Genomic DNA, 22,881 nt, shown 5'->3' with positions numbered 1-22,881 from the left:
TTCCTCACCGCATGTTCACCGTTTCGCGTTTCTGTTCACTGCTGTTCACACTCGCTCTTGCATCCTGCGTCAGCCCTGGCACGCCCACCCTGCGTCAGGAAAGAGCCCGGCAGCTCAGCCACGATCTCCAGCAGCTGTCCCCGACGGTGAGCGCACGCGAGGCCGACCGGCTGGCCACCACGGCGATCGAAGAATCCGCCAAACTCGCTGAGGACTTCAAACCCTTCGCCCACCCATGGATGAACAACGGCCTCGTCAACACCGGCCTGCGCAAGCGCGGCCTCTGCTACCAATGGCGGGATGATTTGTTCCCCTTCCTGTTCCGCCTCAATCTCAAGACGCTGGAGCTGCACCTCACCTCCTCCAAGCGCGACACCTGGCAGGAGCACCACGGCATCATCGTCACCGCGAAGGGCCAGCGTTTTGAAGACGGCCTCGTGATCGATCCCTGGCGCCATGGCGGCCGCCTCTGGTGGGGCCTGCGAAAGAATGACAAAGGCCACCCCTGGGTGCCGCTGCCGCGCGAGCTCACCCCCATGGTGCTGCGCCCGCTGCTGATGCCTGACCTTTATCCCCCGCGCTGAGGAGCGGTCAGCCTCCGCCTGTCACACCCGCGCCCTGGATGCGGCCACGGTGTAGGAACGCGACACGGAATTCCAGTTCACCACATTCCACCACGCCTCGACGTATTTTCTGCGGTCGTTCCGATACTTCAAATAGTAGGAGTGCTCCCAGAGATCGAGGCACAGAATGAACCTGCCCTGCTCCTCCGGCTTCACAAAATCGGTCATGAGAGGATTGTCCTCGTTCTTCATGGTGGTGATGACCAGCCTGCCATCCGGGCGGTACACCAGGAAAGCCCAGCCGGAGCCGAAGTGCTTCATGGCGGCTTCGGTGAAGGCGGTCTTGAATTCATGGATGCCGCCAAATTCTCTGACGATCGCTTCCGCCACCCTGCCCGCCGGTCCTGCCGGCCCTGAGCCTGCCGGCGCCAGAAAACGCCAGAAGGCGGTATGATTGATGTGTGCCCCGCCATACTGCCTGAGATCCCGCTGGCTTTCCGCTGACAGGGTTGCAGGCGGGCCGCCCATCCGCACCACTGTTTTACGGGGGTTGATCGGCAGCACCAGACGGGAGATGTTGGCCATCAGGACGGATACATTGCCCACCTTCAGATTGAGCGGCTGCAGTGTCTCGGTCAGCTTTTCGAGAATGTCACCGTGATGCCTGCTGTAGTGCAGCTTCAAGGTCGCCGCATCGAGGTGCGGCTCCAGAGCGTCAAAATCAAACGCCAGCGGCTCCTGATGCAGCGGTATTCCCAGCGGGGCGATCACCTGCTCCTCAGCGGCTAAAAAGGCCCCGCTCACGGCGGCAAAGCCGGTCGAAATAAAAGCGCGGCGGGTGACTGCTGATTTTCTCATTCGATATTTTCGAGATTACTTGATCCTCAACCGTTTGAGCAAGCAAGAACCTCGCCGAATACCGCAACGAGTTTAAGGTTTGTTCTTCTTTATTGTCGGCGGTGCCGCTACTTGGATGTCGGCGGCTTTCATCACCAGCTTTTGAAACTCATCCTTAGGCTTGCCGCTGTCTGGCACCAGCACGTTCTGCACCAGATACACGGTGACGATCTTGCTCTGCGGATCGATGCAGCCATTCGTGGCAAAGGCGCCGCCGTGGCCAAAGCTGCCCACGGGCATCTGCGAGTTCACGCGCTGCGTTGCCGTGTTCACCTGCCAGCCACAGGCGTAGTTGAGCGACTTGCCACCAGCGGTCACCGGGGTGGTCATGTCCTTCACGGATTTCTCGCTGAGGATGCGCACGCCTTCGAGTTCGCCGCCATTGGCGATCATCGCGTAAAAGCGCCCCATGTCCGCCGCAGTGGAGAAGAGGCCGCCGGCTGGCTCGGGCATGTGTGTGACGCTGGCGTCGCTCGTAACGAAAGGATTGTAACCGGGCACGAGCTCATGACTTTCGTCATCCATCTTGTAGGTGCGGGCGATGCGTGCGCGGTGAGCGTCATCGGGATTGAACAGGGTGTCCTTCATGCCCAGCGGCGCGAAAATCTTCGCCTGCAAAAACGCGTCATACTTCATGCCCGAGACGAGCTCGATGATGCGCCCGGACACGGTGGGTCCGAAGCCGTACTCGTAGGCACTGCCCGGTTGAAACGCGAGCGGGGTCTTGAGCAATGAGGCCACGTAGGCCTTCAAAGAGATGGCTCCATCCGATGGCGCACGACGTGGAAAGGCGATGCCTGCGGTGTGACTGAGCAGCATGCGAAGGGTGATGGGTTTTTCCGGTGTGCTGCCATCGGCCAGCTTCACTTTGGCGAGTTCCGGCAGCCACTTGGACGCGGGTTCATCGAGCGAGAGCTTGCCTTCATCCACCAGCACCATCACGGCGGTGGCGTTGATGGATTTCGTCATCGAGGCGATCCAGAACAGCGCGTCTTTTTCCATCGCGCGTCCCTTGCCGATGTCGGCCATGCCTGCGGCATCGAAGTGAACGACCTTACCCTTTTCCATCACCAGCGTGACGATGCCGGCGGCCTGCTTGGCTTTGATTGCGGCCTCCATGGCAGGATGGATGGCGGCCAGCTTCGCTTCATCGAGCGCTGGCAGCAGCGCGGGAAACAGAAGGAGGGCGGAAAAAACGGAACATGCGATGCGGTTCATCGCAAATCAACGCAGCAGCGGCGCTGGATCTAGCGGCGTCTGCGCGCACCCAGCAGAAACAAGCCGCCGCTCAGCAGCAGCACGGCTCCGGCGGGCTCGGGCACGACGGTGAAGTTGTTGGCCAGGATGTAGTTCGCCACGTTGTATCCGAGGATCTGCCCGTCGGCCACGGACGTCTGAAACTGCGTGCCGCCATAGACGCCCGCCATCGCCGCTTCGTTCGCCGCCTGGCTGAAGCTGGTGAAGTTGCGCGTCAGGTCGATGTTGCCGTCTCCATTGATGTCGCTGCCCAGACTGAAGGAGACATTGTCGCCGAGGTAGGAGGCCAGCACGACGGCGGCGGCTTCACTGATCGTGGCTCCCAGCGAGACGTATTCCGGCAGCGATGGGGAGGTGATCAGCGGCATCCAGAGAGAATCCACCACAGTGCTGGCGTTGCCGTCGATGTCGCCGTTGGCGATGGCTGTTTCGGGGCGCCAGAACTGCGTGTCGTAGCTCGTGGCCATGGCGGCGGTGCTCGCATCGGCGATGGCCACATTCAGGGTGGCCAGCAGGCGTGCTGTATCGGCGGTGCTCAGGCCTGCGGTGGCGGCGGCGGTTTGGGCGATCTGATTCCACATGCCCGACATCTTCACCGTGCCGTCTCCGGCGGCCCAGAAGTAGGCCTGATTGGTCTGATCCGAGGTGCGCGTGGCGCTGAAGTTGGACCCCAGATCCTTCACCTGGGCGTAGTCCGCCGCATACTGGCTGGACTGCAAATACGAGGTGACGGAGCCGCCCGGCAGCGTGCTCATGTAACCGCCCACCCCCGGGATGGCAAAGGTGCCCACACTGCCCCAGCCCGGCAGCAAAGCGCCGGCGGCGGAAGTCTGCTGCCAGTAGCCGATGGTGCCCACGGGCGAGTAAGTGGTGGTGGCGGCATCGGCCGAGCCATCCGCCGAACGCGCGCTCAGAAAATTGTTGGCGATGGTGATGCCCCACGCGATGCCGTCCGTCTTCGCCTGGCTGTTGGCAATGCCGCTGAGCTGGCTGTTGTAAAGGGAGGTGGCCTCCGTGCTCGATCCCGAATAGAGATACTGCATCACGGTGTTGGCCGCCGCGATCATCGCCGCCTGGGAATCCGCTCCTGAGGGTGCGCTGCCAATGGCGGGGGCGGGGTAAGAGCCGTAGCCGTAGGTGTTGTAGGTGCCTTGGATGCTCTGATCCGCATTGTACATGGACGCCGCCAGGATGGCCAGATCATGCGCCACCAGCGGGTCCGCCGTGCTCGTCATAGACGTCAGCGCCAGCGAATTCCAGTCCGAAACGATGTCCGCCCGCACCGCCGGGGCTGCGGTCAGCAGCAGGGCGGCACTCGCGAAAAGGCCGGAAAAATGGGGGTGAAAGCGCAACATCGACTGATAAAACATCTAAGTTTACAATAATTACCATAGTAAACAACGAGTTTCTAAGGTTTTCCGGGACCTCTGTTTACCCCCTCTGAGGAGGCCTGGGTACTCGCGGCCAGTTCTGCTTCCACCTCCCCTTCCCCCCCCTTTTTTTGCGTCTTTTTGCGCCTCTTTGCGGCCAACCTCCCTGCCGCTGTCGAGCACCCCAAGGACGGCGCACCCTTGTTGAGCGCCTGCGGAGGCCACAGACCCGAAATCACGGACCCGCACAGCGGTTCCCTCCACCCCGATGCGCCGCGCCAGATGGTAGGGACGCGTTGTGCGCGTCCGTAGATTCCTTCCTCCCAGCACCCCCCTGCCACCCCATCGCTCTCCCCCTTTCCTATCGCCCCCACCTCCCTTCCCTCATCCTTTTTGCGTCGTTTTGCGCCTCTTTGCGGCCAACCTCCCTGCCGCTGTCGAGCACCCCAAGGACGGCGCACCCTTGTTGAGCGCCTGCGGAGGCCACAGACCCAAAACCACGGACCCGCACAGCGGTTCCCTACCACTCCGATGCGCCGCTCCGGACGGTAGGGACGCGTTGTGCGCGTCCGTAGAATCCTTCCTCCCAGCGCCCCCCTGCCACCCCATCGCTCTCCCCCTTTCCTATCGCCCCCACCTCCCCTTCCCCACGTCCCCTCCTTTTTGCGCCTCTTTGCGGCCAACTTCCCCTCCCCCAGCCGCCTTCAACTCCCCGCCCACTTCCCCTTGACCTTCTCCCTCCCAGCCGCACCATAACCGCGTCACGACAGGGGCGTCCCATTGCAGGGACTGAGATGGATCTTCCTGGATCCGAACCCTCCGAACCTGATGCGGGTCATGCCGCCGAAGGGAGTTCGATCGGAGGTTCATCTCAGTTCCGGCTATTCAGCCGCCCCAACCTAGAACAAAGAACCAAGAATTTCCCCCCTCCGCCATGATCGCCGCCCAAGAATCCTTCGAGCCCCATTCCTCCGAGCAACTCCCCGCCTCCGCCCGCGTGTATGTGCAGGGCCAGATCCACCCGGATGTGCAGGTGCCCATGCGCGAGATCACCCTTTCTCCCACCAAGGACTTCAACGGCCGCATCATCCAGAATGAACCCGTGCGCGTCTATGACACCTCCGGCCCCTGGGGCGACCCCGCCTACAAAGGCACCGTGGAAGAAGGCCTCCCCGGCCTGCGCAAGGCCTGGATCCTCGCCCGCAATGACGTGGAAGCCTACGAAGGCCGCGCCATCGAGCCACGTGACAACGGCTACCTCACCGCCAACCACGCCGAATACGCCGCCGCCAAGCGCGAAGGCATCCTCAGCCCCCTGAAGGCCCCCATCAATGCGCAGCGCCAGCCCCTCAAGGCCAAGCCCGGCAAGGTGGTGACGCAGCTCGCCTATGCGCGTGCGGGCATCATCACCCCGGAGATGGAGTTCATCGCCATCCGTGAGAACATGAAGCGCGCCAAAATCGCCGCCTTCACCAGCGACATCGTCCGCAACGACCTGGACAAGCAGCACGTGGGCTCCTCCCAGGTGCAGAGCGAGTACACCCCCGGCATCTTCAAGCGCTTCCCGCAGCGCATCCCGAATGAGATCACGCCTGAGTTTGTGCGCAGCGAAGTGGCCGCCGGACGCGCCATCATTCCTGCCAACATCAACCACCCCGAGCTGGAGCCGATGATCATCGGCCGCAATTTCCTGGTGAAGATCAATGCGAACATCGGCAACAGCGCCGTGGCCTCCAGCATCGAGGAAGAGGTGGAGAAAATGCGCTGGGCCACCAAGTGGGGCGGCGACACCGTCATGGACCTTTCCACCGGCAAGAACATCCACGCCACGCGCGAGTGGATCCTGCGCAACAGCCCCGTGCCCATCGGCACCGTGCCCATCTATCAGGCCCTGGAAAAAGTGAACGGCAAGGCCGAGGACCTCACCTGGGAGCTCTTCCGCGACACGCTCATCGAGCAGGCGGAGCAGGGCGTCGATTACTTCACCATTCACGCCGGCGTGCTGCTGCGCTTTGTGCCCATGACGGCCAGCCGCATGACGGGCATCGTCTCCCGTGGCGGCAGCATCATGGCCAAGTGGTGCCTGGCCCACCACAAGGAAAACTTCCTCTACACCCACTGGGACGACATCTGCGACATCATGGCCGCCTACGACGTCTCCTTCTCCATCGGCGACGGTCTCCGCCCCGGCTCCATTGCCGATGCGAATGACAAGGCGCAGTTTGGTGAACTCGAAGTGCAGGGCGAGCTGACCACCCGCGCCTGGGCCAAGGGCGTGCAGGTCATGAACGAAGGCCCCGGCCACGTGCCCATGCACATGATCGAGGAAAACATGGCCAAGCAGCTCGAGTGGTGCCACGAGGCCCCCTTCTACACCCTCGGGCCCCTCACCACCGACATCGCCCCCGGCTACGACCACATCACCAGCGGCATCGGTGCCGCCATGATCGGCTGGTACGGCTGCGCCATGCTCTGCTACGTCACCCCGAAGGAACACCTCGGCCTCCCCAACAAGGAAGACGTCAAAGTCGGCGTCATCACCTACAAACTCGCCGCCCACGCCGCCGACCTCGCCAAAGGCCACCCCGGCGCCCAGTACCGCGACAACGCCCTCAGCAAAGCCCGCTTCGAGTTCCGCTGGGAAGATCAGTTCAATCTTAGCCTCGACCCCGTCACCGCCCGCTCCTTCCACGACGAAACCCTCCCCCAGGACGGCGCCAAGTCCGCCCACTTCTGCAGCATGTGCGGCCCGCACTTCTGCTCCATGAAGATCACCGAAGACGTCCGCAAATACGCGGCGGAGCAGGCGATTTCCGAAGAGGAAGCGCTGCAAAAAGGCATGGCCGAAAAATCCAAGGAGTTCGTGGAAACCGGTGCCGAAGTGTACACCACGGCCCAATAGGAGTCGCATGAGCCGGATCAAAAAGTCACTCGCCCGCCTGCTCGAAGGTCGCTCAGATGCGAACTTCGATTTCAGCGATCTGTGTCATATTCTGGATCGCGGCGGCTTCACCCTTCGTCCCGGCAAGGGCAGCCATCACATCTATTTCAAGGAGGGCGTGAACGAAATCCTCAACTTGCAACCTCGCGGCTCGCAGGCGAAACCTTATCAGGTCAAACAAGTCCGCGACATCATCCTCAAATACCAACTGAAGATCGACTGACATGCGCTACGAATTCATCATCTACTGGAGCAAGGCCGACGAGAGCTTCATCGTCGAGGTTCCCGAACTCCCCGGCTGCATGGCCGACGGAACCACCTACGAAGAGGCCATCGCCAATGCGCAGTCCGTAGTTCAGGAATGGATCGACACCGCCCGCTCCCTCGGGCGTCCCATCCCCGAACCCAAAGGAAAACTCGCCTACGCCTGAACTCACCCGAGGGGAGTGCGGTCACTCCTGACCGCCTCATTCAAAAGGCGGCAAAGCCGCGATGATAACATGAGGAGTAAGCCTCCGCGCTCCTCTCCACTGGCTGCGATACCGCCTACATTCAGCACTGGACGGATATTCTCGGCCTGAGTAGCCTCTGGCAGGAGCTCCAGTCATGACCGATACCGCCGCTCTCATTCACACTCGGCTCATGGACAAGAGCGGAGCCGAACACGTCCGCATGCACAAGGCTGCCCGCAGCATGGTTTTGGCTTCGTTTCCCGCTGGCATCAGCGCACCCGAACGCCGCGCTCTCTTGCAGGAGCGGTTTTACAGGGAGGTTGGTCTATGCCAAAATTGAGTCGAGATGTCATAGAAGAGCGGGGCTACCGTAGCACCACGCGCCACCCATCAATGACTGAAATACCTCCGCACAACACTTTGTCGACGCGGATAAATTGATGCTAGACTGGATACATTGCCCTGAGTAGGATTGGGAATTAATTTTAATATTCCGACTGTTGCTTCTACCTTTTCCTCAAGTATTGAAAAATGGAGTCGAATCTTCAATTCAGCATTGCTGCCAAATAGGCAAATTGCAGGATCTAGCAATTTATGAGTGATACCACCTCCAGCCCTCATCAAAACCGCGATAACCCGTCCGAATTTTTGTTTCTCGACAATTTCCGCGGTTTCAAAAACACGCTAATTCCATTTCGAGATGTCACGTTCCTCGTTGGCGAGAATAGCACAGGAAAGTCATCGGTAATGTCTGTTCTTCATTTGATCCGTAACTTCTCATTCTGGCACGAACCAGATTTTGATTCTGAGGATCAGCATTTAGGTGGATTCAATGACCTTCTAACTGCAGGCAGCAAACAAACCGAGTCGTTCATTATTGGAACTGCACGCTATGCTCGCACCTTTGCAGAAAAACCCCAGCCATTCGTTCTTTTTGGAACCTTTACTAATCGAGAGGGACTGCCTTACATATCAAAACTTTCCTTCGTTGGAAAAGCAGGGCTTTTTACAGTTCTCAATGCAGAAAATGAGATCTTCTATATTCACGAAGAACTGACATTAGACAACGGGTTACCAAGAATGGAGTATTCTTGGATTAATGATGTAGCAAATCGACATAAAAATGCGACCCTCAAAAATGCAATCAAGCTCAACCTAGGCACCAATACCTCTTTAGCAGGGTTACCCCTCTATCACTTAGTCGGCCTTGTTGAAGGATTAGTACTTCGTCAAAATGCTAGTAAGGAGGCAGAAGAAAGCGGAGGTGCGCTTTCTTCAATCTATAATTTCATGACTCCTGCGGATTCAGCAGTTTGGCTAGCTCCGATTAGAACCAAACCCAGACGAACATACGACGGCACAAAAAAAGCCTTTAGCGCAGAAGGAGACCACACTCCATATTTATTAAAAAAGCAACTTTTGGATAAACAAGGAGGTGCGGCAAATTTTAAAAAGTTAATCAGTGGCCTAGGTAAGGACAGTCATTTATTTCGAGATCTGCGAATCAAAAGCTTTGGCAGCGGTGATAGCGCTCCGTTTGAAGTCCAAGTAAATCTTGGAGGTGTTCGTCTTAGCCTCAGCAATGTAGGCTACGGCGTTAGCCAAGTATTACCCATTTTGGCAGAAATTGTGGCGCGAGAAAAGGCTTGTGTTTTCCACATTCAACAACCGGAGGTTCACCTCCACCCACGCGCACAAGCTGCTTTGGGCGACTTGTTCTTCTCCTTGGCAACGAATGAAGGGAAAAATTTTGTAATCGAAACGCACAGCGACTATCTTATAGATCGCTACCGTAGCGCGATGCGTGACGACAGCACAATCAATAATAAAGGTAGCACCAGCGTAGTATTTTTCACTCGAAGCAGGGGGGAAAACACAATTACGGAACTCGTTCTGAGCAAAACAGGCTCTTACCCTTTAGAACAGCCATCTCAGTTTCGAGACTTTTTCATACACGAGCAGATGCGCAACCTGGGAATCTAATATGGTTATTGTCGATGCCAATTCTTGGGGGCCTGTTTTTGATGCAAAAAATGGCTCCCATAAACAATTCGCTCCAGTAAATAACTATATACTGTCTACGAAGCAGAGCCTTGCGTGGGGAGGCACAAAATTTATTCAAGAACTCACCAAGGCACACCAGTTTCTTCGCCTCTTTGGAGAGTTGAACAAGGCTGGAATCGCTGTTCGTTTTCCCGATCACGAAATTGACAGAGAACAAGAACGTGTATCAGCTATTGCCAATGATGCTGACTTTGATGATCCCCACATAATTGCGCTTCAGATTATATCTAAAGTTCCGGTGATAGTTACTGGCGACAAGCGGTCTCATCGATTTATCAAAATGAGGGCTCTCTATCCTAAAAATCACAATCGCCCCAAAATTTATTCGACGACAAGAAACAAAAAATTGCTCAGCGCTTTGTGACTAGCCCCAACGCACATAGTTTTAAAAAAAACGATGCCGATCATTAAACAGCCGTGCGTTCCTTCTCCCCCACTGAACTTCCGCTTCCTCACCCTGGCCAGCCTTCTCACCGCCTGCACCTTCGCAGCTGATGCGCCGAAGCTGCCTGCCATTCCTGCGAAGCCGACGGCGAAGAAGAAGGAGCTGCTTTTCTCCGATGACTTTGAGCGGGCGGAGCTGGGGAAGGACAAGGGCTGGGCCATTGGGGGGCCGACGTTTTCCGTGGAGAATGGCACGTGGACTCTCTCCGCACGGCGGAGACAATTCGCCTTTCCCGAAGCCGCCTGACCGCGCTACTCTGACGGAGCCATGCCCGCCAAGCCCAAGCCTCGCACGCTCGCTCCCAAACCCGCCGCCCCTGCCGCGCCGCTGCTTGCGGATGTGCGCGATCTCATCCTCACGGCCCGCGAAGCCGTTGCCCGGACCTTCAACGCAGGTCTAACGATCCTGTATTGGGAGATCGGCACTCGCATTCGCCGGGACATTCTCCAAGAAAAGCGGGCTGATTATGGTGAGCAGATTTTGTCCGCACTGAGTGCAAAATTGGAAGCGGAGTTTGGCCGTGGGTTTGGTGAGCGGAACCTGGCGCGGATGGTGAAGTTTGCAGAGGCTTTCCCCGATCCGAACATTTTGACCGCACTGCGGACAAAATTGGGCTGGACGCATTTCCGTCAGATCATCTACCTCGACGACCCACTGCAGCGGGACTTCTACGCCGAGATGTGCCGCATGGAAAACTGGAGCACGCGCACGCTGGAGCAGAAGATCAAGAGCATGCTCTACGAGCGCACGGCGATCTCGAAGAAGCCGGACAAGCTCATCAAGCAGGAACTCGCCGCCCTGCGCAGCGAGGACAAGCTCACGCCCGACCTCGTCTTTCGCGATCCCTACATCCTCGACTTCCTCGGGCTGAAGGACACCTATGCCGAGAAGGACGTCGAGGCGGCAATCTTGCGCGAGGTGGAGAGCTTCATCCTCGAACTAGGCATCGGCTTTGCCTTCCTGGAGCGGCAGAAGCGGATGCAGATTGATGCCAAGGACTACTACCTCGATCTGCTGTTCTACCATCGGAAGCTCAAGCGGCTGGTGGCGATAGACCTTAAGCTCGGCGATTTCGAGGCGGCGGACAAAGGGCAGATGGAGCTGTATCTCGGCTGGCTGAAACGCCACGCCGTCGAGCCGGGCGAGGAAGCGCCGCTGGGCATGATCCTCTGCGCGGGCAAGAACGATGAGCACGTCGAGCTGCTCGAACTCGCCAGCAGCGGAATCCACGTGGCGACTTACTGGACCCAACTGCTGCCGAAGAAGCAGCTCGAACGAAAGCTCCACCAAGCCGTCGTCCGCGCCCGGCAGCGACTCACTTTGAGTGATGGCAAAGCTGGGAAGAAGACGACCCGCAAGGCTCAATAAGCTGAGAAACCACCGCGTTGCGTCTCCTCGTTGGAGGCTGGGTTCATGGGTTCAAAATCCGTTTTGAACCCCTTTTGAACCCGTGAACCTAAACCCCGGAGCGCGAAGCTGCCTCGCTTCGCTCACCCTGTGTTAATCCCCATCAGCGAAGTAGGACTCAGGTTCATTTCAGGTTCACCATTGGTCAGGTTCAGGTTCACAGGGTCACGACCTATATATAGGTCGTGACCCTGTGAACCTGTGACCCTAAGGGTCAAAATCCGTTTTGACCCCGGTTTGACCCTGTGACCCTGGCTCTTCACGTGCGCAGGTGGCCCAGGGGCTTTGGCGAGAGGTTCGGCAAGGTGGGAGGCTGCCCGCCGGGGCAGGTGGCGGTGGCTGCGGCGGGTTCAGAGGATCATTCAGGTTCTCTGGGATCACGGGATCATTTCAGTGCCCCGTTGGGGTTTGGGTCTAGGATCACAGGATCAGTACCTATATATAGGTACTGATCCTGTGATCCTATTGGGATCAGGATCAACGCAGGATCATGATCCTGGTTTGATCCTGATCCTGGCTCCGAAGCCACGGCCATGGCGATGCCTCTCCCACAGCCTGATTGGGAACCGGAACACGAGCGCCAATTTTCATGTTAGTCTCACTAAAATAAATATTTGACGCCGTTTTAATTCATGTTACTCACATTAACATGAAAAAGAAAACCGCCGCAAAACCTCCCCGTGACTACCAGCAGACGGCCCGTGCCGAAGCGGCGGAAGCCAGCACGCGGCGGATCATCGAGGCCTTCCTCAAGCGCGCCGAAACGGAGTGGTTCGACAAGATCAAGCTCGATGACATTGCGGCCGATGCAGGCGTGACCGTGCAGACCGTGGTGCGCAAGTTTGGCAGCAAGATGGGCCTTTTGGAAGTGGCTCACAAACACATGGGCGAGTCGGTAGCCGTGCGCCGCGTGGTGATCCCCGGCGATTTGGACAGCGCCATTGATGCCCTGACGCGGGACTATGAAGATGTGGGTCCGCTGGTCCTGCGGCTGCTGGATCAGGAGCAGATGCATCCGGTCCTCAAGCCCACGCTGGATGTGGGACGACAGGGACACCGCGACTGGCTGAAAGAGACTTTTGCTGAACGGCTGAAGCCCCTGACACCCGCACGCCGCGAGGCCACGCTGGATGCTCTCGTCGTCGCTGCGGACATCTACGTCTGGAAGCTGATACGCCTCGACATGGGGCGCTCCATCCCTGCCTACCAGCAGATCGTCCGGCAGATGATTCTCGCCGCCCTGGAGCCGCGGTAAGCCCCGTCCATTCAAACCTGCAACACCATCCATCGCATGAGCACCGAACCCAAAAACATCCTGTTCACCACCTGGGAAGGCGGCGGCAATCTGCCGCCCGTCATCACCGTCGCCCGCAAACTGCACAAACGGGGTCACCGCGTCCGATTGATGAGCGACGAGGCCAGCCGCGAAGACGCTGCGGCTGCAGGGATCGCCTTTCACGCGTGGCAGACCGCGCCGAACCGCGCTGACAAGACCCCGGCGAGCTGTCCGCTGCGCGACTGGGAAGCCGCCAGTCCGCAGGAGGGCATCGGCCTCGCGTTGAGCAAGATCCTCTTTGGCCCGTCGCTCGATTACGCCCGTGACCTCGCCGCCGTGCTGGATCGCGAACCGGCTGATCTTGTGGTGACCAGCGACATGCTGCCTGGCGTTCTCGCCGCGTGCGAGAGCCGGGGCCAGCCGGTGGCCATCCTCTCCGCCAATCTGTGCCTGTATCCCTTGGAAGGAATGCCCACCTTCGGGCCTGGACTGCCGCCACCACGCACGGCTGAAGAAGAAGCCCTGCACGCACAGATTCGCCAGGGCACGCTCGCGATGCTGGATGCCCACCTCGACGCTCTGAATGACACCCGTATCGCGCTCGGACTCATGCCGATTAAAACCGTGCTGGAGCAGCTGGAAGTCGCGACGCGCTATCTCATTGCTTCGAGCCGGTCGTTCGATTTTCCCGTGGAAGAACTGCCCCAACAGATTCGCTACATCGGCCCGCAGCTCGATGAGCCGGCCTGGGCAAAGCCATGGCGCTCGCCATGGCCGGAGAACGATCCCCGCCCCCTCATCGCCGCATGCTTCAGCACGACCTATCAGGCCCACGAAGGCGTGCTGCAAAAAGTGATCGATGCCGCGGCGGAGCTTCCGGTGCGCGTGCTGGTGACGCTCGGGCAGGTGGCACCCGAGTCCGTGCGTCCGGCGGAAAACACCGTGGTCGTACCGAGTGCACCGCACAATGCCGTCATGCAGCAGGCGGCGGTGGTCGTCACCCACGGCGGTCACGGCACGGTGATGCGTGCCCTGAGCCATCATCGTCCCATGCTGGTCATTCCGCACGGTCGCGATCAGGATGAAAATGCCGTGCGCGTCGTCGAGCACGGCGCGGGACTGCGAATGACCGCCAGCAGCAGCAGCGAGGAAATCCGCACCGCCTTGAGCCGCCTGATCACCGAGCCCGCATTCACCGAAGCCGCCCGTCGTCTGGGCACGGCCATCGCTGTGGAATCGGAAAGCGTCTGCGCGATCGCAGAGCTTGAGTCTCTGGCAGAGCAGGCTGCCTGCTGCGCTTGTTAACTTTCCCATGCATCCCTCGTCTCATCACCTCCCCTTTCCATGAATACCTTGTCGTTCACCAAGCCCCATCATAGCCGTCTGTTTTACTCGGCGGCTTCCCTCGCCCTGCTGGTGCTGACCGTTGTCGGCTTCCGTCTGTTTTACCTGAACATGGAGGCATTCCCCGGGCGTCCGTTGACGCCGCCCATCCGCACGCTGGTCATCGTGCATGCCGTGCTGATGACCGCCTGGATGCTGCTGTCCGTGGTGCAGCCGCTGCTCGTTGCCTCCGGCCGCAAGCGCGTCCACATGACGCTCGGTCTGTTCGGAACAGCACTGGCCGCTGCCATCGTCGTCACCGGCTGTCTCGTCGCCGTGAATGCCGCGCGGGTGAATCCACCCGACCTGAAGGTGTTTGGCCTCACGCCCAAGGAGTTTCTGACCGTGCCCATGAGTGCCATCGTCGCGTTTGGCGCGTTCGTGCTGGTCGGCATCCGGTATCGCCGGCGTCCCGAAGTGCATCGTCCGATGATGTTCATGGCGTCCCTGTCCATTGTTTCCGCAGCCCTGGGGCGCATGCCCGCACTCAACGACTGGTACGCGGGAACGTGGATGGAAGAATGCTTCAGCGCCTTCCTCACCACCCTGCTGCTGGGGGCGGTCATGTTCGGCATCAAATGCATGCTGGAAAGCCGCATCGACCGCTGGTTTGCCGGCGCCTTTGGAGCTCACGCCGTCATTTGCGTGGCTTCAGCACTCATAGCGAAGACAGATGCCTGGGTTCAGTTCGCCACCATCCTCATGCAGTAAAGGAACGGGATCAGGGGGCAACATTCTGACAAACCATCGAGGAAGCTGCGTTTCATTCCACCCCATGAAATTCCGCCTTCTCGCGCCCCTCCTGCTCATCACCGCCTCCACCTTCGCTGCGGATGCGCCGAAGCTGCCCTCGATCCCCGCAGAGCCGACGGCGAAGAAGAAGGAGCTGCTTTTCTCCGATGACTTCGCGCGCGCGGAGCTGGGCAAGGACAAGGGCTGGGCCATCGTGGTGCCAACGTTTTCCCTGGAGAACGGCGCGCTGAAGGGCACGCAGATGCGCTTTGACGCGCCGGCCAAGGAGGGCAAGCCGCCGGTGAAGGGGCATCAGGCGGTGATCGGCAATGACATCCCGACGCAGAACAGCGTGATCGAGTTCCGCTTCCGGCTCGGCGGCGCGCAGTCCGTGACGGCGGAATTTGACGACCGGAAGTTCAACGGCTCGCACTACGGGCACCTCTGCATGGCGCGCATCGCGGCGGACCGTCTCACCCTCGTGGATCAGAAGGGCCTGGCCGTGGCCCGGCCCGAAGGCGCCACCGGCGAGCCCCCGACCCCGAAAGGCCGCAAAAACGTGACCTTCCCGCTCAGCCTCGATGCGGAGACGTGGCACACGTTTATGCTGGAGACCGTGGGCGACACGATGCGCGCCTCCATCGACGGCAAGCCCGTGGCCTTCCTCCAGTCCCCCGGCATCGCCCACCCCACGAAGTCCAAGGTGGAGTTTGGCTGCATGGGCAAAGACGGCTTCTTGGATGATCTCAAGATCTGGAGCGCGGAGCCGGTGAAGTAGGGGTGGTGCATAGCAGGCATGTTCGCGAATGGCACTCGGTTGAGAGCATGTATCGTGGGTTTGGCGACCAGGGAGCCAAGCCACGCGACAGCGTCTTGGAACCGGAGCGTGGCGGAGATAGACAGCCGCAGGCTGCCCGAAGGGTGAGCGCAGCGAATCAATGCGTGCGGCAAGCCTTGACGCGACGCCGCTTTCGCAAGCCGGACGGTAATCTCAGACCAGCGGAACGCGCTACACCCCCGCGAAAGCGGTGTCGTCGATGCAGGCTTGCGCCGTGCATCTCTGTCACCGCACTCCAAGAGGCTGTCGCGTTCGCGTCAGTGCCTCTCCAAAACACTGCCTAAGGGACTATGAAAACGAACGACGGCCCGCCTTAACTGAGTGCCATTCATGCCAAGCATTCCATTCGGACACCCGATGCCCGAATGGAAGGTGCTTCAGCGCATGCGGAAGACCACGACCCGGCGGTCCAGACTGCGGTCAGCCTCGGCGGCATCGGCCGGACTGGCGGCTTCGGCTTCACCATAGCCCACGGGCATGAGACGCTCGGCGCTCACGCCATGACGCACGAGCTCCCGGGAGATGCGCTCCGCACGTTCCTGGGAGAGCTGGAGATTCTGCCCATAATCGCCTTCAGCCGAGGCATGGCCTTCGATGACGAAGGTGTCGTTGGCGAGGGCCGGTGCCTTCATGGCGTTGGCCATGTCGATGACGAGGTCGTAGGAATAGGCGTCGGCAAAATCCGTGGAGCCCTGGCGGAAGAGGATGGCATCCGTGCTGATGGCAGATTTGGGATCGACGCTGTAGGAGACGGCATACGCATCCCCGGTGGTGTAGGAAGGGGGGATGGCGTTCTGGTAATACCCCTGCTGCGGCGCCTGGGGCCTGATGCTGTAGGGGCTTCGCGCCTGAGGCAGGACTTGGACGCGCTGGAGTTGCTGAGAGGCGACGATGACCGGTGGGATCTCCTGCATGGAGGAGTAGCGGATCACCCGGCGGTTCCCTTCGTAAAAGCGGGTGTGCCGCTGAGTCTCCGTGGTCTGGAAGATTCTTTGCTCGCGATGGAGGCTGCCGGACGGCGCAACCTGCGGGGCGCGGCCTTGGAATCGTTCGACGATGCTGGTGACGGTGCGCTCGCGGTCCTGCTGGGTTCTGCCGACTTCCTCGACGGAGGGACGGTAGCCATAGCCAGGCATGGGGCCGCCTGGACGACGCCTTGAGTCAGGGTCACGACGATCATTGGGATTCACTCCAACGGCGGCAGCACCGGCACCGAGGATGTTCAGAAGGAGGCGCTTGGCATCTTCCTTGTTGTCAATTTTTCGCGCCTGTGCGGCGTCCGCCTGACGGTCACGCTTGGGCTCATCTTCCAGCACTTTGGCCGTCTCCTGTGATGGGGGCTTCTGGGCGGCGGGGCGCGCAGGGCGCTCGCGTGCCTCGGGCCGCACGGCGGGTTTTGTTTCGCCAGGGACTTCGGGAGTCGAGGTCACGGCAGGCATCGGAGCGCCAGGGGCAGGCGCGGGGGGCCGGGAAGGATCACCGCGCTGCTCCTGCGGATCGGTGGGTCTTTTGCCAGGCAGGGGACGAGTCCCGGTGGTGGTCGGTGGCGTGGCGGGAGTTGCGGGGGTGGCAGGCGTGCCGGGAGTGGCGGGTGGAATGCCGGGGGTGGCAGGCATGGACGGTGGCGTGCCGGGGATTACGGGCGGTACGCCGAGGGTTACGGGCGTGGCCGGCGGTATGCCCGGGGTTGCGGGCATGGCCGGTGGCGTGCCGCGATTGGCAGGTCCCTTTCCGCGGTCCTTTCCATGGGGAGTTGGCGGCGTGCCTGGGGTTTCACCTGGGCGTGCTGCAGGCCTGTCTTTGCCGGGAGCCGTGGCTGGATCTTCAGGCGCGCCGGGTGTCTCTTTGGCTCCGGGCAGGCCGCGACGTTTACCGCCAGGAGGGCCCGGGCGTTTGTCGCCGGGAGGGCCGGGGCGGTCCGCTCCGGGTGTTGCAGGTTTTTCAGGCAGGCCGGGCACGGGAGGCACCGCCGCAGGAAGCTTGTCCGGAGTCACGCCGGCAGGCAGCGCTGGAGGCACTGCGGCAGGAGGCTGGCCAGGCACAACCGTCTCAGGTGCCGGGACGGGTGCTTTCGGGACCAGGGGCTTTTCTTCGTCTGGAGGAGGAGCGGAGGTCTGCGCCATCGACAGGAATGGGATGGCAAGTGTGGCAAAGGCAGATGGGAGGAAACGTTTCATGGGGTATGGTGCGGGCGCGTCGAGGATTCAGGCTAGAGCGTGGCGGTGGGGCATTCCATGGGGTCTAACCCTGCCCTAAGGTTTAAAGATGGAAGGCAGAGCCCGTCAGAAATTCAAACGAGGCAGGGAGGCCGAATGGCAGTGGGGGCGAATCACGGTGCTGGTGGAGAAAGGAGTGGGAATGAAATGCCAGGTTGAGCACAGTGGCGAAGCGAGAGACCACAGCAGACCTCGCCGGCTCATGGTTCAGCCGTTCCTTGCTTATCGCATCTCCCGCCGAGAGCGGCCTGCCCTCAGGCGTTTTCTTTTCCCCTGTTCCTGTGCCTTGGAACTGGCAAATTGGGAGCGCGGAGCCGGTGAAGCAGGGGCCACCTTCAAAAATCAGCAAGCCTTGTTCATCAATCGTCAATCACGCACGGCCAGGACGCCCTGGAGCCGGAGGATTGACGATTGTCGAACCATCGATTTTTGATTTTTGAAGTTCCAAGCCGTCGGCGCGTGCGTGTGATGCAGGGAGGCAAATCATCGCGGCAACGGCCCGCATCTCCTGCCTTTCCCCATTCCAAGGACGGCGCACCTTTTTGAGCGCCCGCGACGCTGCAGACCCGAAGCTTCGGACCCGCGCAGCGGTTCCCTACCCGCCCTGCGGCATGCGCTGCTCTGGGATGGTAGGGATGCGCTGGGCGCGTCCGTGGAATCCTTCGTCCCAGCGCGGTGTGCGGCCTCATCGCATTCCTCTTTTCAAAAGCCCCCGCCCCAAACTTCCTCGATGACCTCAAGATCTGAAGCACTGAACCAGCGGCAGGGGCGCGAGCTGCTGACTATCAACCGCGCTTGAAAGTAAGAGGCCTGCTGGCGGTGGCCCCTACATGACTTTCAGGGTCACTCGCGACATTCAGCGCTGAGTTTAATTCGATCTTTTTTGAGTCTTTTGTTAGAACTGAGTGTCATAATTGACTTCCAGCTTCCCCAACCACCATGAAACGTCATTTTCTGCTACTCGCCCTGACCGGCGTGGCCGCCAGCCTCTCCGCCTGCGCCTTTCCTTCGAGCGTCCAGTGGGTCAATACCGCCCGCATCGTCCATCCTCCGGGTGTTAACGGTCCGCTCTACACGATCAATAGCGTGGCCCTGCAGCAGTACAGCCCGAAGCTGTACACGCCCTTTGTTTACGATCACCGGGGTCTGGATGACAACGCCTTCTACCACGCCCAGGCCATCCGGCATGGCGCCCCTGGCGCTGGCAGAGGCTCCGTTTACGTGGGTCCTTTGAATCCTCTGGCTCCCCTGGCGGTGCACACCACCCCGGGCTACGAAGTCCGCCGCGCCACCGTGCTGCGCTGAGACCGGCCCACTCCTCAAGCGAGCACGCCCGCTCTCCACCTGCCAGACTGGCTGGGTGAAGAGGGGCCGAGCCCGTGCCCGGCGCTCGTTCATCAGCCAGCAGCATCCACCTCACCTCCGGCGGCGACACTGCCACATGGTCAGAGCATCCTCCCCGCCGGGCACCCGCGCAGCCGAGGAGCGCAGACACTTGCGCGGGCGATTGGTAACGGGGATAACGTAATGCCGCGCAAGTGCCCACGGCAGTTGCATCGTCCCTCCCTGCCCTGTCAGACGCGCCTTCCCGTGCCGCAGCACCCCGCAGGAAAAAGGTGCAGACCCAGCCCTGCCAGTTTACAGCAGGCAGCGCTCCCCCATCCCCTCCCCACGCCCACCTGCACTCTCCCCATGACGCCTTCTGCCGCCTCCGCCGGATCTCCGTCTTCCAGCTACCGGCCTGATGTGGACGGGCTGCGGGCGCTGGCGGTGCTGCCGGTGCTGCTCTTTCATGCGGGGCTCGGCTGCAGCGGCGGCTTTGTGGGGGTGGATGTCTTCTTTGTCATCTCCGGCTATGTCATCTCCTCGCTCATCCTGCGGGAGATCGCCGCCGGCAGTTTCAGCATGGTGCAGTTTTGGGAGCGGCGCATCCGGCGCATCATGCCCGCGCTCACCTGCATGGTGGTGGCGGTGCTGGGGGCGGCGTGGCTTTTCTGCCTGCCGGAGGACTTCCAGCGCGTGGGAAAATCCGTCCTGGCCCAGGCTGTGATGGGCGCGAATTTCTACTTCTGGAAAGACGGCAACTACTTCGATCCCGGCGCCGAGACCAAGCCCCTGCTCCACACCTGGTCACTCGCGGTGGAGGAGCAGTTTTACCTGCTCTTTCCCCTGCTGCTCACCTTTCTGGTAAGCTCCCGGCCGCGCACCTGGATGCGCTGGATCTGGGGCATCGCCCTCGGCTCCCTCGTCATCGGCGTGGCCCTGAGCTACTCCTCGCACAATCAGCGTATGGCCTTCTACCTGCTGCCCGCGCGTGCGTGGGAGCTGCTCATCGGCGTGCTGGTGGCGGTGTATCGCGGGCGCTTCCCTTCAAACAGATCGGTGCAGGAGGTCTCCGGCTGGCTCGGCCTCGCGCTCATCGGCCTGGCGGTGCTGGGGTTTGATGGCAGCACGCGCTTCCCCGGAGTGGCCGCGCTGGCACCCAGCCTCGGCGCGGGGCTCATCATCGCCTCCAGCGATGCCCGGCTCTCCGCCGTGGGGCGGCTGCTCTCGTGGCGGCCCTTTGTCTTCATCGGGCTGGTGTCCTACCCGCTCTACCTCTGGCACTGGCCCCTGCTCGTGTTTGCCAAGTACCTCTCCGCCTATGAACTCACCACCGCCATGCGCATCGGCCTTCTGCTGGCCAGCTTCGTGCTCGCCGTGCTGTCGTGGAGGCTGATCGAGACGCCCTTCCGCCAGCGGCGCTGGCTCAGCGGGCGGCGGCAGATCTTCACCTTCGCGGCAGTCGTCACCGGTGTGTTCATCGCCTCGGCCCTCACCGTGTCCGCGTTCAAAGGCCTCCCCGCGCGCTTCCCCGCCAGCGCTCTGGCCTACGCCGCCAGCCGGGACAGCCATGGCTTCCGCGAAAACCTCAGCCCGGACAACGCCCTGGCCGGAAACTTCACCGAACTCGGCTCCGCCAAAGGCACCCAGCCCATCCGCGTCCTCGTCTGGGGAGACAGCCACGCCATGGCCATCGCCCCGGCCATCGACACCCTCTGCCGCCAGCACCAGCAGCGCGGCGTGCTGGCGGGGTTTCACTCCACCGCCCCGGTGCTGCACTACATCAGCCCCGGCGAATTCGGCCTCGGCAAAGCCGCGCCCAGGGTGGCCGAAAGCGTCGTGGCCTTCATTTCCAAGGAACACATCCCGCACGTGATCATGACGGCCAAATGGGACGCCTTTGCCGCTTCCGCCGAGTTCCGGGCCGATCTCATCGCCACCGTGCGCACGCTCATGGCCTCTGGAGCGCAGGTGCTCGTGCTCAAGGACGTGCCCGCCCCCGGCTTTGACGTCCCCCGCATTGCCGCCCTCACCGCCCTGCGCGGCGGCGATCTCCAGGCCCTGGGCCTCAGCCAGGAGCAGCACCGGCAGGCCCATGCCGCCCTGGAGCCCACATTCGCCGAACTCGCCCAAATGGGCGCCGCCGTCATCGATCCCGCCGACCTCTTCCTCAACCCGCGCGGCCTCTACGGCGTCCTGAAAAACGACCAGATCCTCTACTTCGACAGCCACCACCTCACCCGCGAAGGTGCGGAGCTGCTGAGCCCGCTCTTCAAGCGGGTGTTTGATGAGAGGTAGGACGCCAGCCTTCACCGGCAAAGGCCCCCGTCTCCTGCCGTTCCGCATTTCAAGGACGGCGAACCTTTTTGAGCGCCCGCGTCTGTTTCGAGCGCCCGGGCTTCCCCGGCTCAAAGGCAGATCTGCTTCCATCGTATCGCGATATGACTTGCCCTAGTTTAGATTTGGGAATCCATTGCCTTCTCTTAGTCACTGATTCATAGTCACTTGTACGACTTTGCTCTTGTGCAGCACCTATTCCATGTTTCTTAAACGGCCACAGCCATGAATGGACCCCCGTCCCAACCTCCGTCGGAATACTTTTTCGAGCGGTATCCTTGGAATGACAAGCGGGTGCTGTTTTGCATTGCCCTGCTCATGGCCTGCAGCGACTTCCTGGCGGGCCCCATTGTTTTCTTTCCCTTCCTGTTTGTGATCCCCGTGGCGCTGATGGCGTGGAACTGCGGCCTCCGCACCGCCCTGTGGCTGGGGGCCATCCTGTGCCTCATCCGGTTCAGCATCCAATACGCCTGGGGCATCCCCTACACGCTGCCCGTGGCCATCATCAATGCCATCATCCGGCTCGCGATCCTCTTCTTCATCACCTTCCTGTGCGGCAAGCTCTCTGAGCAAACCCAGGCTCTGCGCGCCCGCGTCCGCACGCTGGAGGGGCTCCTGCCCACCTGCGCCTACTGCAAGGACATCCGGGATGAAGAGGGCGAATGGCAGCAGATGGAGGAATACGTCGCCTCACGATCCGCCGCCCAGTTCACCCATGGCATCTGTCCGAAATGCGTCGCCAAACATTTCAGCGTGGTCATGAACCCGGATGAGAAGAAAGGCGCAGGAGCCGAGCTTTGACAGCCCCCTCCTTGATCCAGAGTGCAGCCCCGGACTGATGCTGCAGCCAGCAGGTGGTGGATAAGGGGTGGGCGAGGATCACATCGGCGGCCGGCCGCATGGCGCTAATGGAGTCCCTGACCCTCTGTTCGGGGGTGGACCGGAAGCTCGTTCTTTGAGCTGGGTTCGATCCCTTGGTGTCCAATGTTAGAACTGAGAGTCTCAAACTCCATCTTCAACTCCTTACCACTTACCACCATGAAACATCATTTTATGCTGCTCGCGCTGACTGGTCTGGCCGCCAGCTTCTCCGCCTGCTCAAATTCCCCCAAGGTCCAGATGGTTCACACCGGCACGGTGCTCGAATCCGCTCCAGGCGTCATTGGCCCTCTGGTGATGAACAACAACGTGGCGCTGCAGCAGTACAGTCCGAAGCTGTACACGCCCTTCCTTTACGATCACCAGAGCATGGACAACAACACCTTCTACCATGCCCAGGCCATCCGGCACGCCGGAGATAAAAAAGGCTCCGTGCATGTGGGACCTCTGACGCAGGCGTCTGCGGAATAACCCTCCACGCACCCCGCTCCGCCTTCTGCC

The 22,881-nt window shown here is 60.8% G+C and carries 20 protein-coding genes and 1 riboswitch; of the genes, 16 read left to right on the top strand and 4 right to left on the bottom strand.

Annotated elements, in window-relative coordinates:
- The first annotated feature begins 11 nt into the window (after positions 1-11).
- Positions 12-584 (top strand): hypothetical protein, encoded by a 573-nt coding sequence (locus AC24GY_RS04275; protein WP_487680586.1) that lies wholly within the window; start codon positions 12-14, stop codon positions 582-584.
- A gap of 21 nt (positions 585-605) precedes the next feature.
- On the opposite strand, the gene AC24GY_RS04270 is transcribed toward AC24GY_RS04275, so the two are convergent.
- From AC24GY_RS04270 to AC24GY_RS04260, 3 genes are all read right to left on the bottom strand, one after another.
- Complete coding sequence (locus AC24GY_RS04270) at positions 606-1,421, bottom strand: superoxide dismutase (RefSeq protein WP_487680584.1); 816 nt, start codon at positions 1,419-1,421, stop codon at positions 606-608.
- A 72-nt stretch (positions 1,422-1,493) separates the two neighbouring features.
- Positions 1,494-2,678 (bottom strand): serine hydrolase domain-containing protein, encoded by a 1,185-nt coding sequence (locus AC24GY_RS04265; protein WP_487680582.1) that lies wholly within the window; start codon positions 2,676-2,678, stop codon positions 1,494-1,496.
- 29 nt (positions 2,679-2,707) lie between these two features.
- Positions 2,708-4,072: a vanadium-dependent haloperoxidase gene (locus AC24GY_RS04260; protein WP_487680579.1), complete on the bottom strand. Its 1,365-nt coding sequence runs from the start codon at positions 4,070-4,072 to the stop codon at positions 2,708-2,710.
- A 773-nt stretch (positions 4,073-4,845) separates the two neighbouring features.
- Positions 4,846-4,957: riboswitch (TPP riboswitch) on the top strand.
- A gap of 64 nt (positions 4,958-5,021) precedes the next feature.
- Here AC24GY_RS04260 and thiC point away from each other — a divergent pair.
- The 11 genes from thiC (at position 5,022) to AC24GY_RS04205 (ending at position 15,565) form a co-directional block, all read left to right on the top strand.
- Positions 5,022-6,989: a phosphomethylpyrimidine synthase ThiC gene (gene thiC, locus AC24GY_RS04255; protein ID WP_487680577.1), complete on the top strand. Its 1,968-nt coding sequence runs from the start codon at positions 5,022-5,024 to the stop codon at positions 6,987-6,989.
- Between the two features lie 7 nt (positions 6,990-6,996).
- On the top strand, positions 6,997-7,251 hold the full coding sequence (locus tag AC24GY_RS04250; RefSeq protein ID WP_487680575.1) for a type II toxin-antitoxin system HicA family toxin: 255 nt from the start codon (positions 6,997-6,999) through the stop codon (positions 7,249-7,251).
- Position 7,252: 1 nt separating this feature from the next.
- A complete protein-coding gene (locus AC24GY_RS04245; protein WP_487680573.1) occupies positions 7,253-7,459 on the top strand; it encodes a type II toxin-antitoxin system HicB family antitoxin in 207 nt (68 codons plus the stop codon).
- A 615-nt stretch (positions 7,460-8,074) separates the two neighbouring features.
- Complete coding sequence (locus AC24GY_RS04240; RefSeq protein ID WP_487680571.1) at positions 8,075-9,463, top strand: AAA family ATPase; 1,389 nt, start codon at positions 8,075-8,077, stop codon at positions 9,461-9,463.
- Position 9,464: 1 nt separating this feature from the next.
- Positions 9,465-9,908, top strand: a complete 444-nt coding sequence (locus AC24GY_RS04235) for a hypothetical protein (RefSeq protein WP_487680569.1) — start codon at positions 9,465-9,467, stop codon at positions 9,906-9,908.
- Positions 9,909-9,941: 33 nt separating this feature from the next.
- Positions 9,942-10,235, top strand: a complete 294-nt coding sequence (locus AC24GY_RS04230) for a hypothetical protein (protein WP_487680567.1) — start codon at positions 9,942-9,944, stop codon at positions 10,233-10,235.
- Positions 10,236-10,256: 21 nt separating this feature from the next.
- A complete protein-coding gene (locus tag AC24GY_RS04225; protein ID WP_487680566.1) occupies positions 10,257-11,357 on the top strand; it encodes a PDDEXK nuclease domain-containing protein in 1,101 nt (366 codons plus the stop codon).
- A 688-nt stretch (positions 11,358-12,045) separates the two neighbouring features.
- Positions 12,046-12,651, top strand: coding sequence for a TetR/AcrR family transcriptional regulator (locus AC24GY_RS04220; RefSeq protein ID WP_487680564.1), 606 nt, complete (start codon positions 12,046-12,048; stop codon positions 12,649-12,651).
- Between the two features lie 36 nt (positions 12,652-12,687).
- On the top strand, positions 12,688-13,977 hold the full coding sequence (locus AC24GY_RS04215) for a nucleotide disphospho-sugar-binding domain-containing protein (RefSeq protein WP_487680562.1): 1,290 nt from the start codon (positions 12,688-12,690) through the stop codon (positions 13,975-13,977).
- A 39-nt stretch (positions 13,978-14,016) separates the two neighbouring features.
- Positions 14,017-14,766 carry a hypothetical protein gene (locus AC24GY_RS04210; RefSeq protein WP_487680560.1) on the top strand — a complete coding sequence of 250 codons (750 nt, stop codon included), beginning with the start codon at positions 14,017-14,019 and terminating at the stop codon, positions 14,764-14,766.
- A 64-nt stretch (positions 14,767-14,830) separates the two neighbouring features.
- Positions 14,831-15,565 carry a hypothetical protein gene (locus AC24GY_RS04205; protein WP_487680558.1) on the top strand — a complete coding sequence of 245 codons (735 nt, stop codon included), beginning with the start codon at positions 14,831-14,833 and terminating at the stop codon, positions 15,563-15,565.
- 437 nt (positions 15,566-16,002) lie between these two features.
- Here the strand turns inward: AC24GY_RS04205 and AC24GY_RS04200 are convergent, their stop codons facing one another.
- On the bottom strand, positions 16,003-17,802 hold the full coding sequence (locus AC24GY_RS04200; protein ID WP_487680556.1) for an OmpA family protein: 1,800 nt from the start codon (positions 17,800-17,802) through the stop codon (positions 16,003-16,005).
- Positions 17,803-18,780: 978 nt separating this feature from the next.
- Here AC24GY_RS04200 and AC24GY_RS04195 point away from each other — a divergent pair.
- From AC24GY_RS04195 to AC24GY_RS04180, 4 genes are all read left to right on the top strand, one after another.
- A complete protein-coding gene (locus AC24GY_RS04195; protein WP_487680554.1) occupies positions 18,781-19,146 on the top strand; it encodes a hypothetical protein in 366 nt (121 codons plus the stop codon).
- A gap of 387 nt (positions 19,147-19,533) precedes the next feature.
- Complete coding sequence (locus tag AC24GY_RS04190) at positions 19,534-21,462, top strand: acyltransferase family protein (protein ID WP_487680552.1); 1,929 nt, start codon at positions 19,534-19,536, stop codon at positions 21,460-21,462.
- A gap of 264 nt (positions 21,463-21,726) precedes the next feature.
- Complete coding sequence (locus AC24GY_RS04185; protein ID WP_422317946.1) at positions 21,727-22,302, top strand: hypothetical protein; 576 nt, start codon at positions 21,727-21,729, stop codon at positions 22,300-22,302.
- 237 nt (positions 22,303-22,539) lie between these two features.
- On the top strand, positions 22,540-22,851 hold the full coding sequence (locus AC24GY_RS04180) for a hypothetical protein (protein ID WP_422317948.1): 312 nt from the start codon (positions 22,540-22,542) through the stop codon (positions 22,849-22,851).
- Positions 22,852-22,881 lie beyond the last annotated feature (30 nt).

The organism is Prosthecobacter sp. Pr1 (assembly GCF_057652315.1).
Note: the sequence above shows the minus strand (reverse complement) of the source record. Positions and strands in the feature narration are given on the sequence as shown.

Bases quoted from the DNA above. Each gene is read 5' to 3' on its own strand.
- AC24GY_RS04185 (WP_422317946.1), top strand. From the start codon at position 21,727: ATGAATGGACCCCCGTCCCAACCTCCGTCGGAATACTTTTTCGAGCGG.
- AC24GY_RS04205 (WP_487680558.1), top strand. From the start codon at position 14,831: ATGAAATTCCGCCTTCTCGCGCCCCTCCTGCTCATCACCGCCTCCACC.
- AC24GY_RS04210 (WP_487680560.1), top strand. From the start codon at position 14,017: ATGAATACCTTGTCGTTCACCAAGCCCCATCATAGCCGTCTGTTTTAC.
- AC24GY_RS04220 (WP_487680564.1), top strand. From the start codon at position 12,046: ATGAAAAAGAAAACCGCCGCAAAACCTCCCCGTGACTACCAGCAGACG.
- AC24GY_RS04250 (WP_487680575.1), top strand. From the start codon at position 6,997: ATGAGCCGGATCAAAAAGTCACTCGCCCGCCTGCTCGAAGGTCGCTCA.
- thiC (WP_487680577.1), top strand. From the start codon at position 5,022: ATGATCGCCGCCCAAGAATCCTTCGAGCCCCATTCCTCCGAGCAACTC.
- AC24GY_RS04235 (WP_487680569.1), top strand. From the start codon at position 9,465: ATGGTTATTGTCGATGCCAATTCTTGGGGGCCTGTTTTTGATGCAAAA.
- AC24GY_RS04190 (WP_487680552.1), top strand. From the start codon at position 19,534: ATGACGCCTTCTGCCGCCTCCGCCGGATCTCCGTCTTCCAGCTACCGG.
- AC24GY_RS04245 (WP_487680573.1), top strand. From the start codon at position 7,253: ATGCGCTACGAATTCATCATCTACTGGAGCAAGGCCGACGAGAGCTTC.
- AC24GY_RS04270 (WP_487680584.1), bottom strand. From the start codon at position 1,421: ATGAGAAAATCAGCAGTCACCCGCCGCGCTTTTATTTCGACCGGCTTT.
- AC24GY_RS04265 (WP_487680582.1), bottom strand. From the start codon at position 2,678: ATGAACCGCATCGCATGTTCCGTTTTTTCCGCCCTCCTTCTGTTTCCC.
- AC24GY_RS04240 (WP_487680571.1), top strand. From the start codon at position 8,075: ATGAGTGATACCACCTCCAGCCCTCATCAAAACCGCGATAACCCGTCC.
- AC24GY_RS04260 (WP_487680579.1), bottom strand. From the start codon at position 4,072: ATGTTGCGCTTTCACCCCCATTTTTCCGGCCTTTTCGCGAGTGCCGCC.
- AC24GY_RS04180 (WP_422317948.1), top strand. From the start codon at position 22,540: ATGAAACATCATTTTATGCTGCTCGCGCTGACTGGTCTGGCCGCCAGC.
- AC24GY_RS04275 (WP_487680586.1), top strand. From the start codon at position 12: ATGTTCACCGTTTCGCGTTTCTGTTCACTGCTGTTCACACTCGCTCTT.
- AC24GY_RS04195 (WP_487680554.1), top strand. From the start codon at position 18,781: ATGAAACGTCATTTTCTGCTACTCGCCCTGACCGGCGTGGCCGCCAGC.
- AC24GY_RS04230 (WP_487680567.1), top strand. From the start codon at position 9,942: ATGCCGATCATTAAACAGCCGTGCGTTCCTTCTCCCCCACTGAACTTC.
- AC24GY_RS04200 (WP_487680556.1), bottom strand. From the start codon at position 17,802: ATGAAACGTTTCCTCCCATCTGCCTTTGCCACACTTGCCATCCCATTC.
- AC24GY_RS04225 (WP_487680566.1), top strand. From the start codon at position 10,257: ATGCCCGCCAAGCCCAAGCCTCGCACGCTCGCTCCCAAACCCGCCGCC.
- AC24GY_RS04215 (WP_487680562.1), top strand. From the start codon at position 12,688: ATGAGCACCGAACCCAAAAACATCCTGTTCACCACCTGGGAAGGCGGC.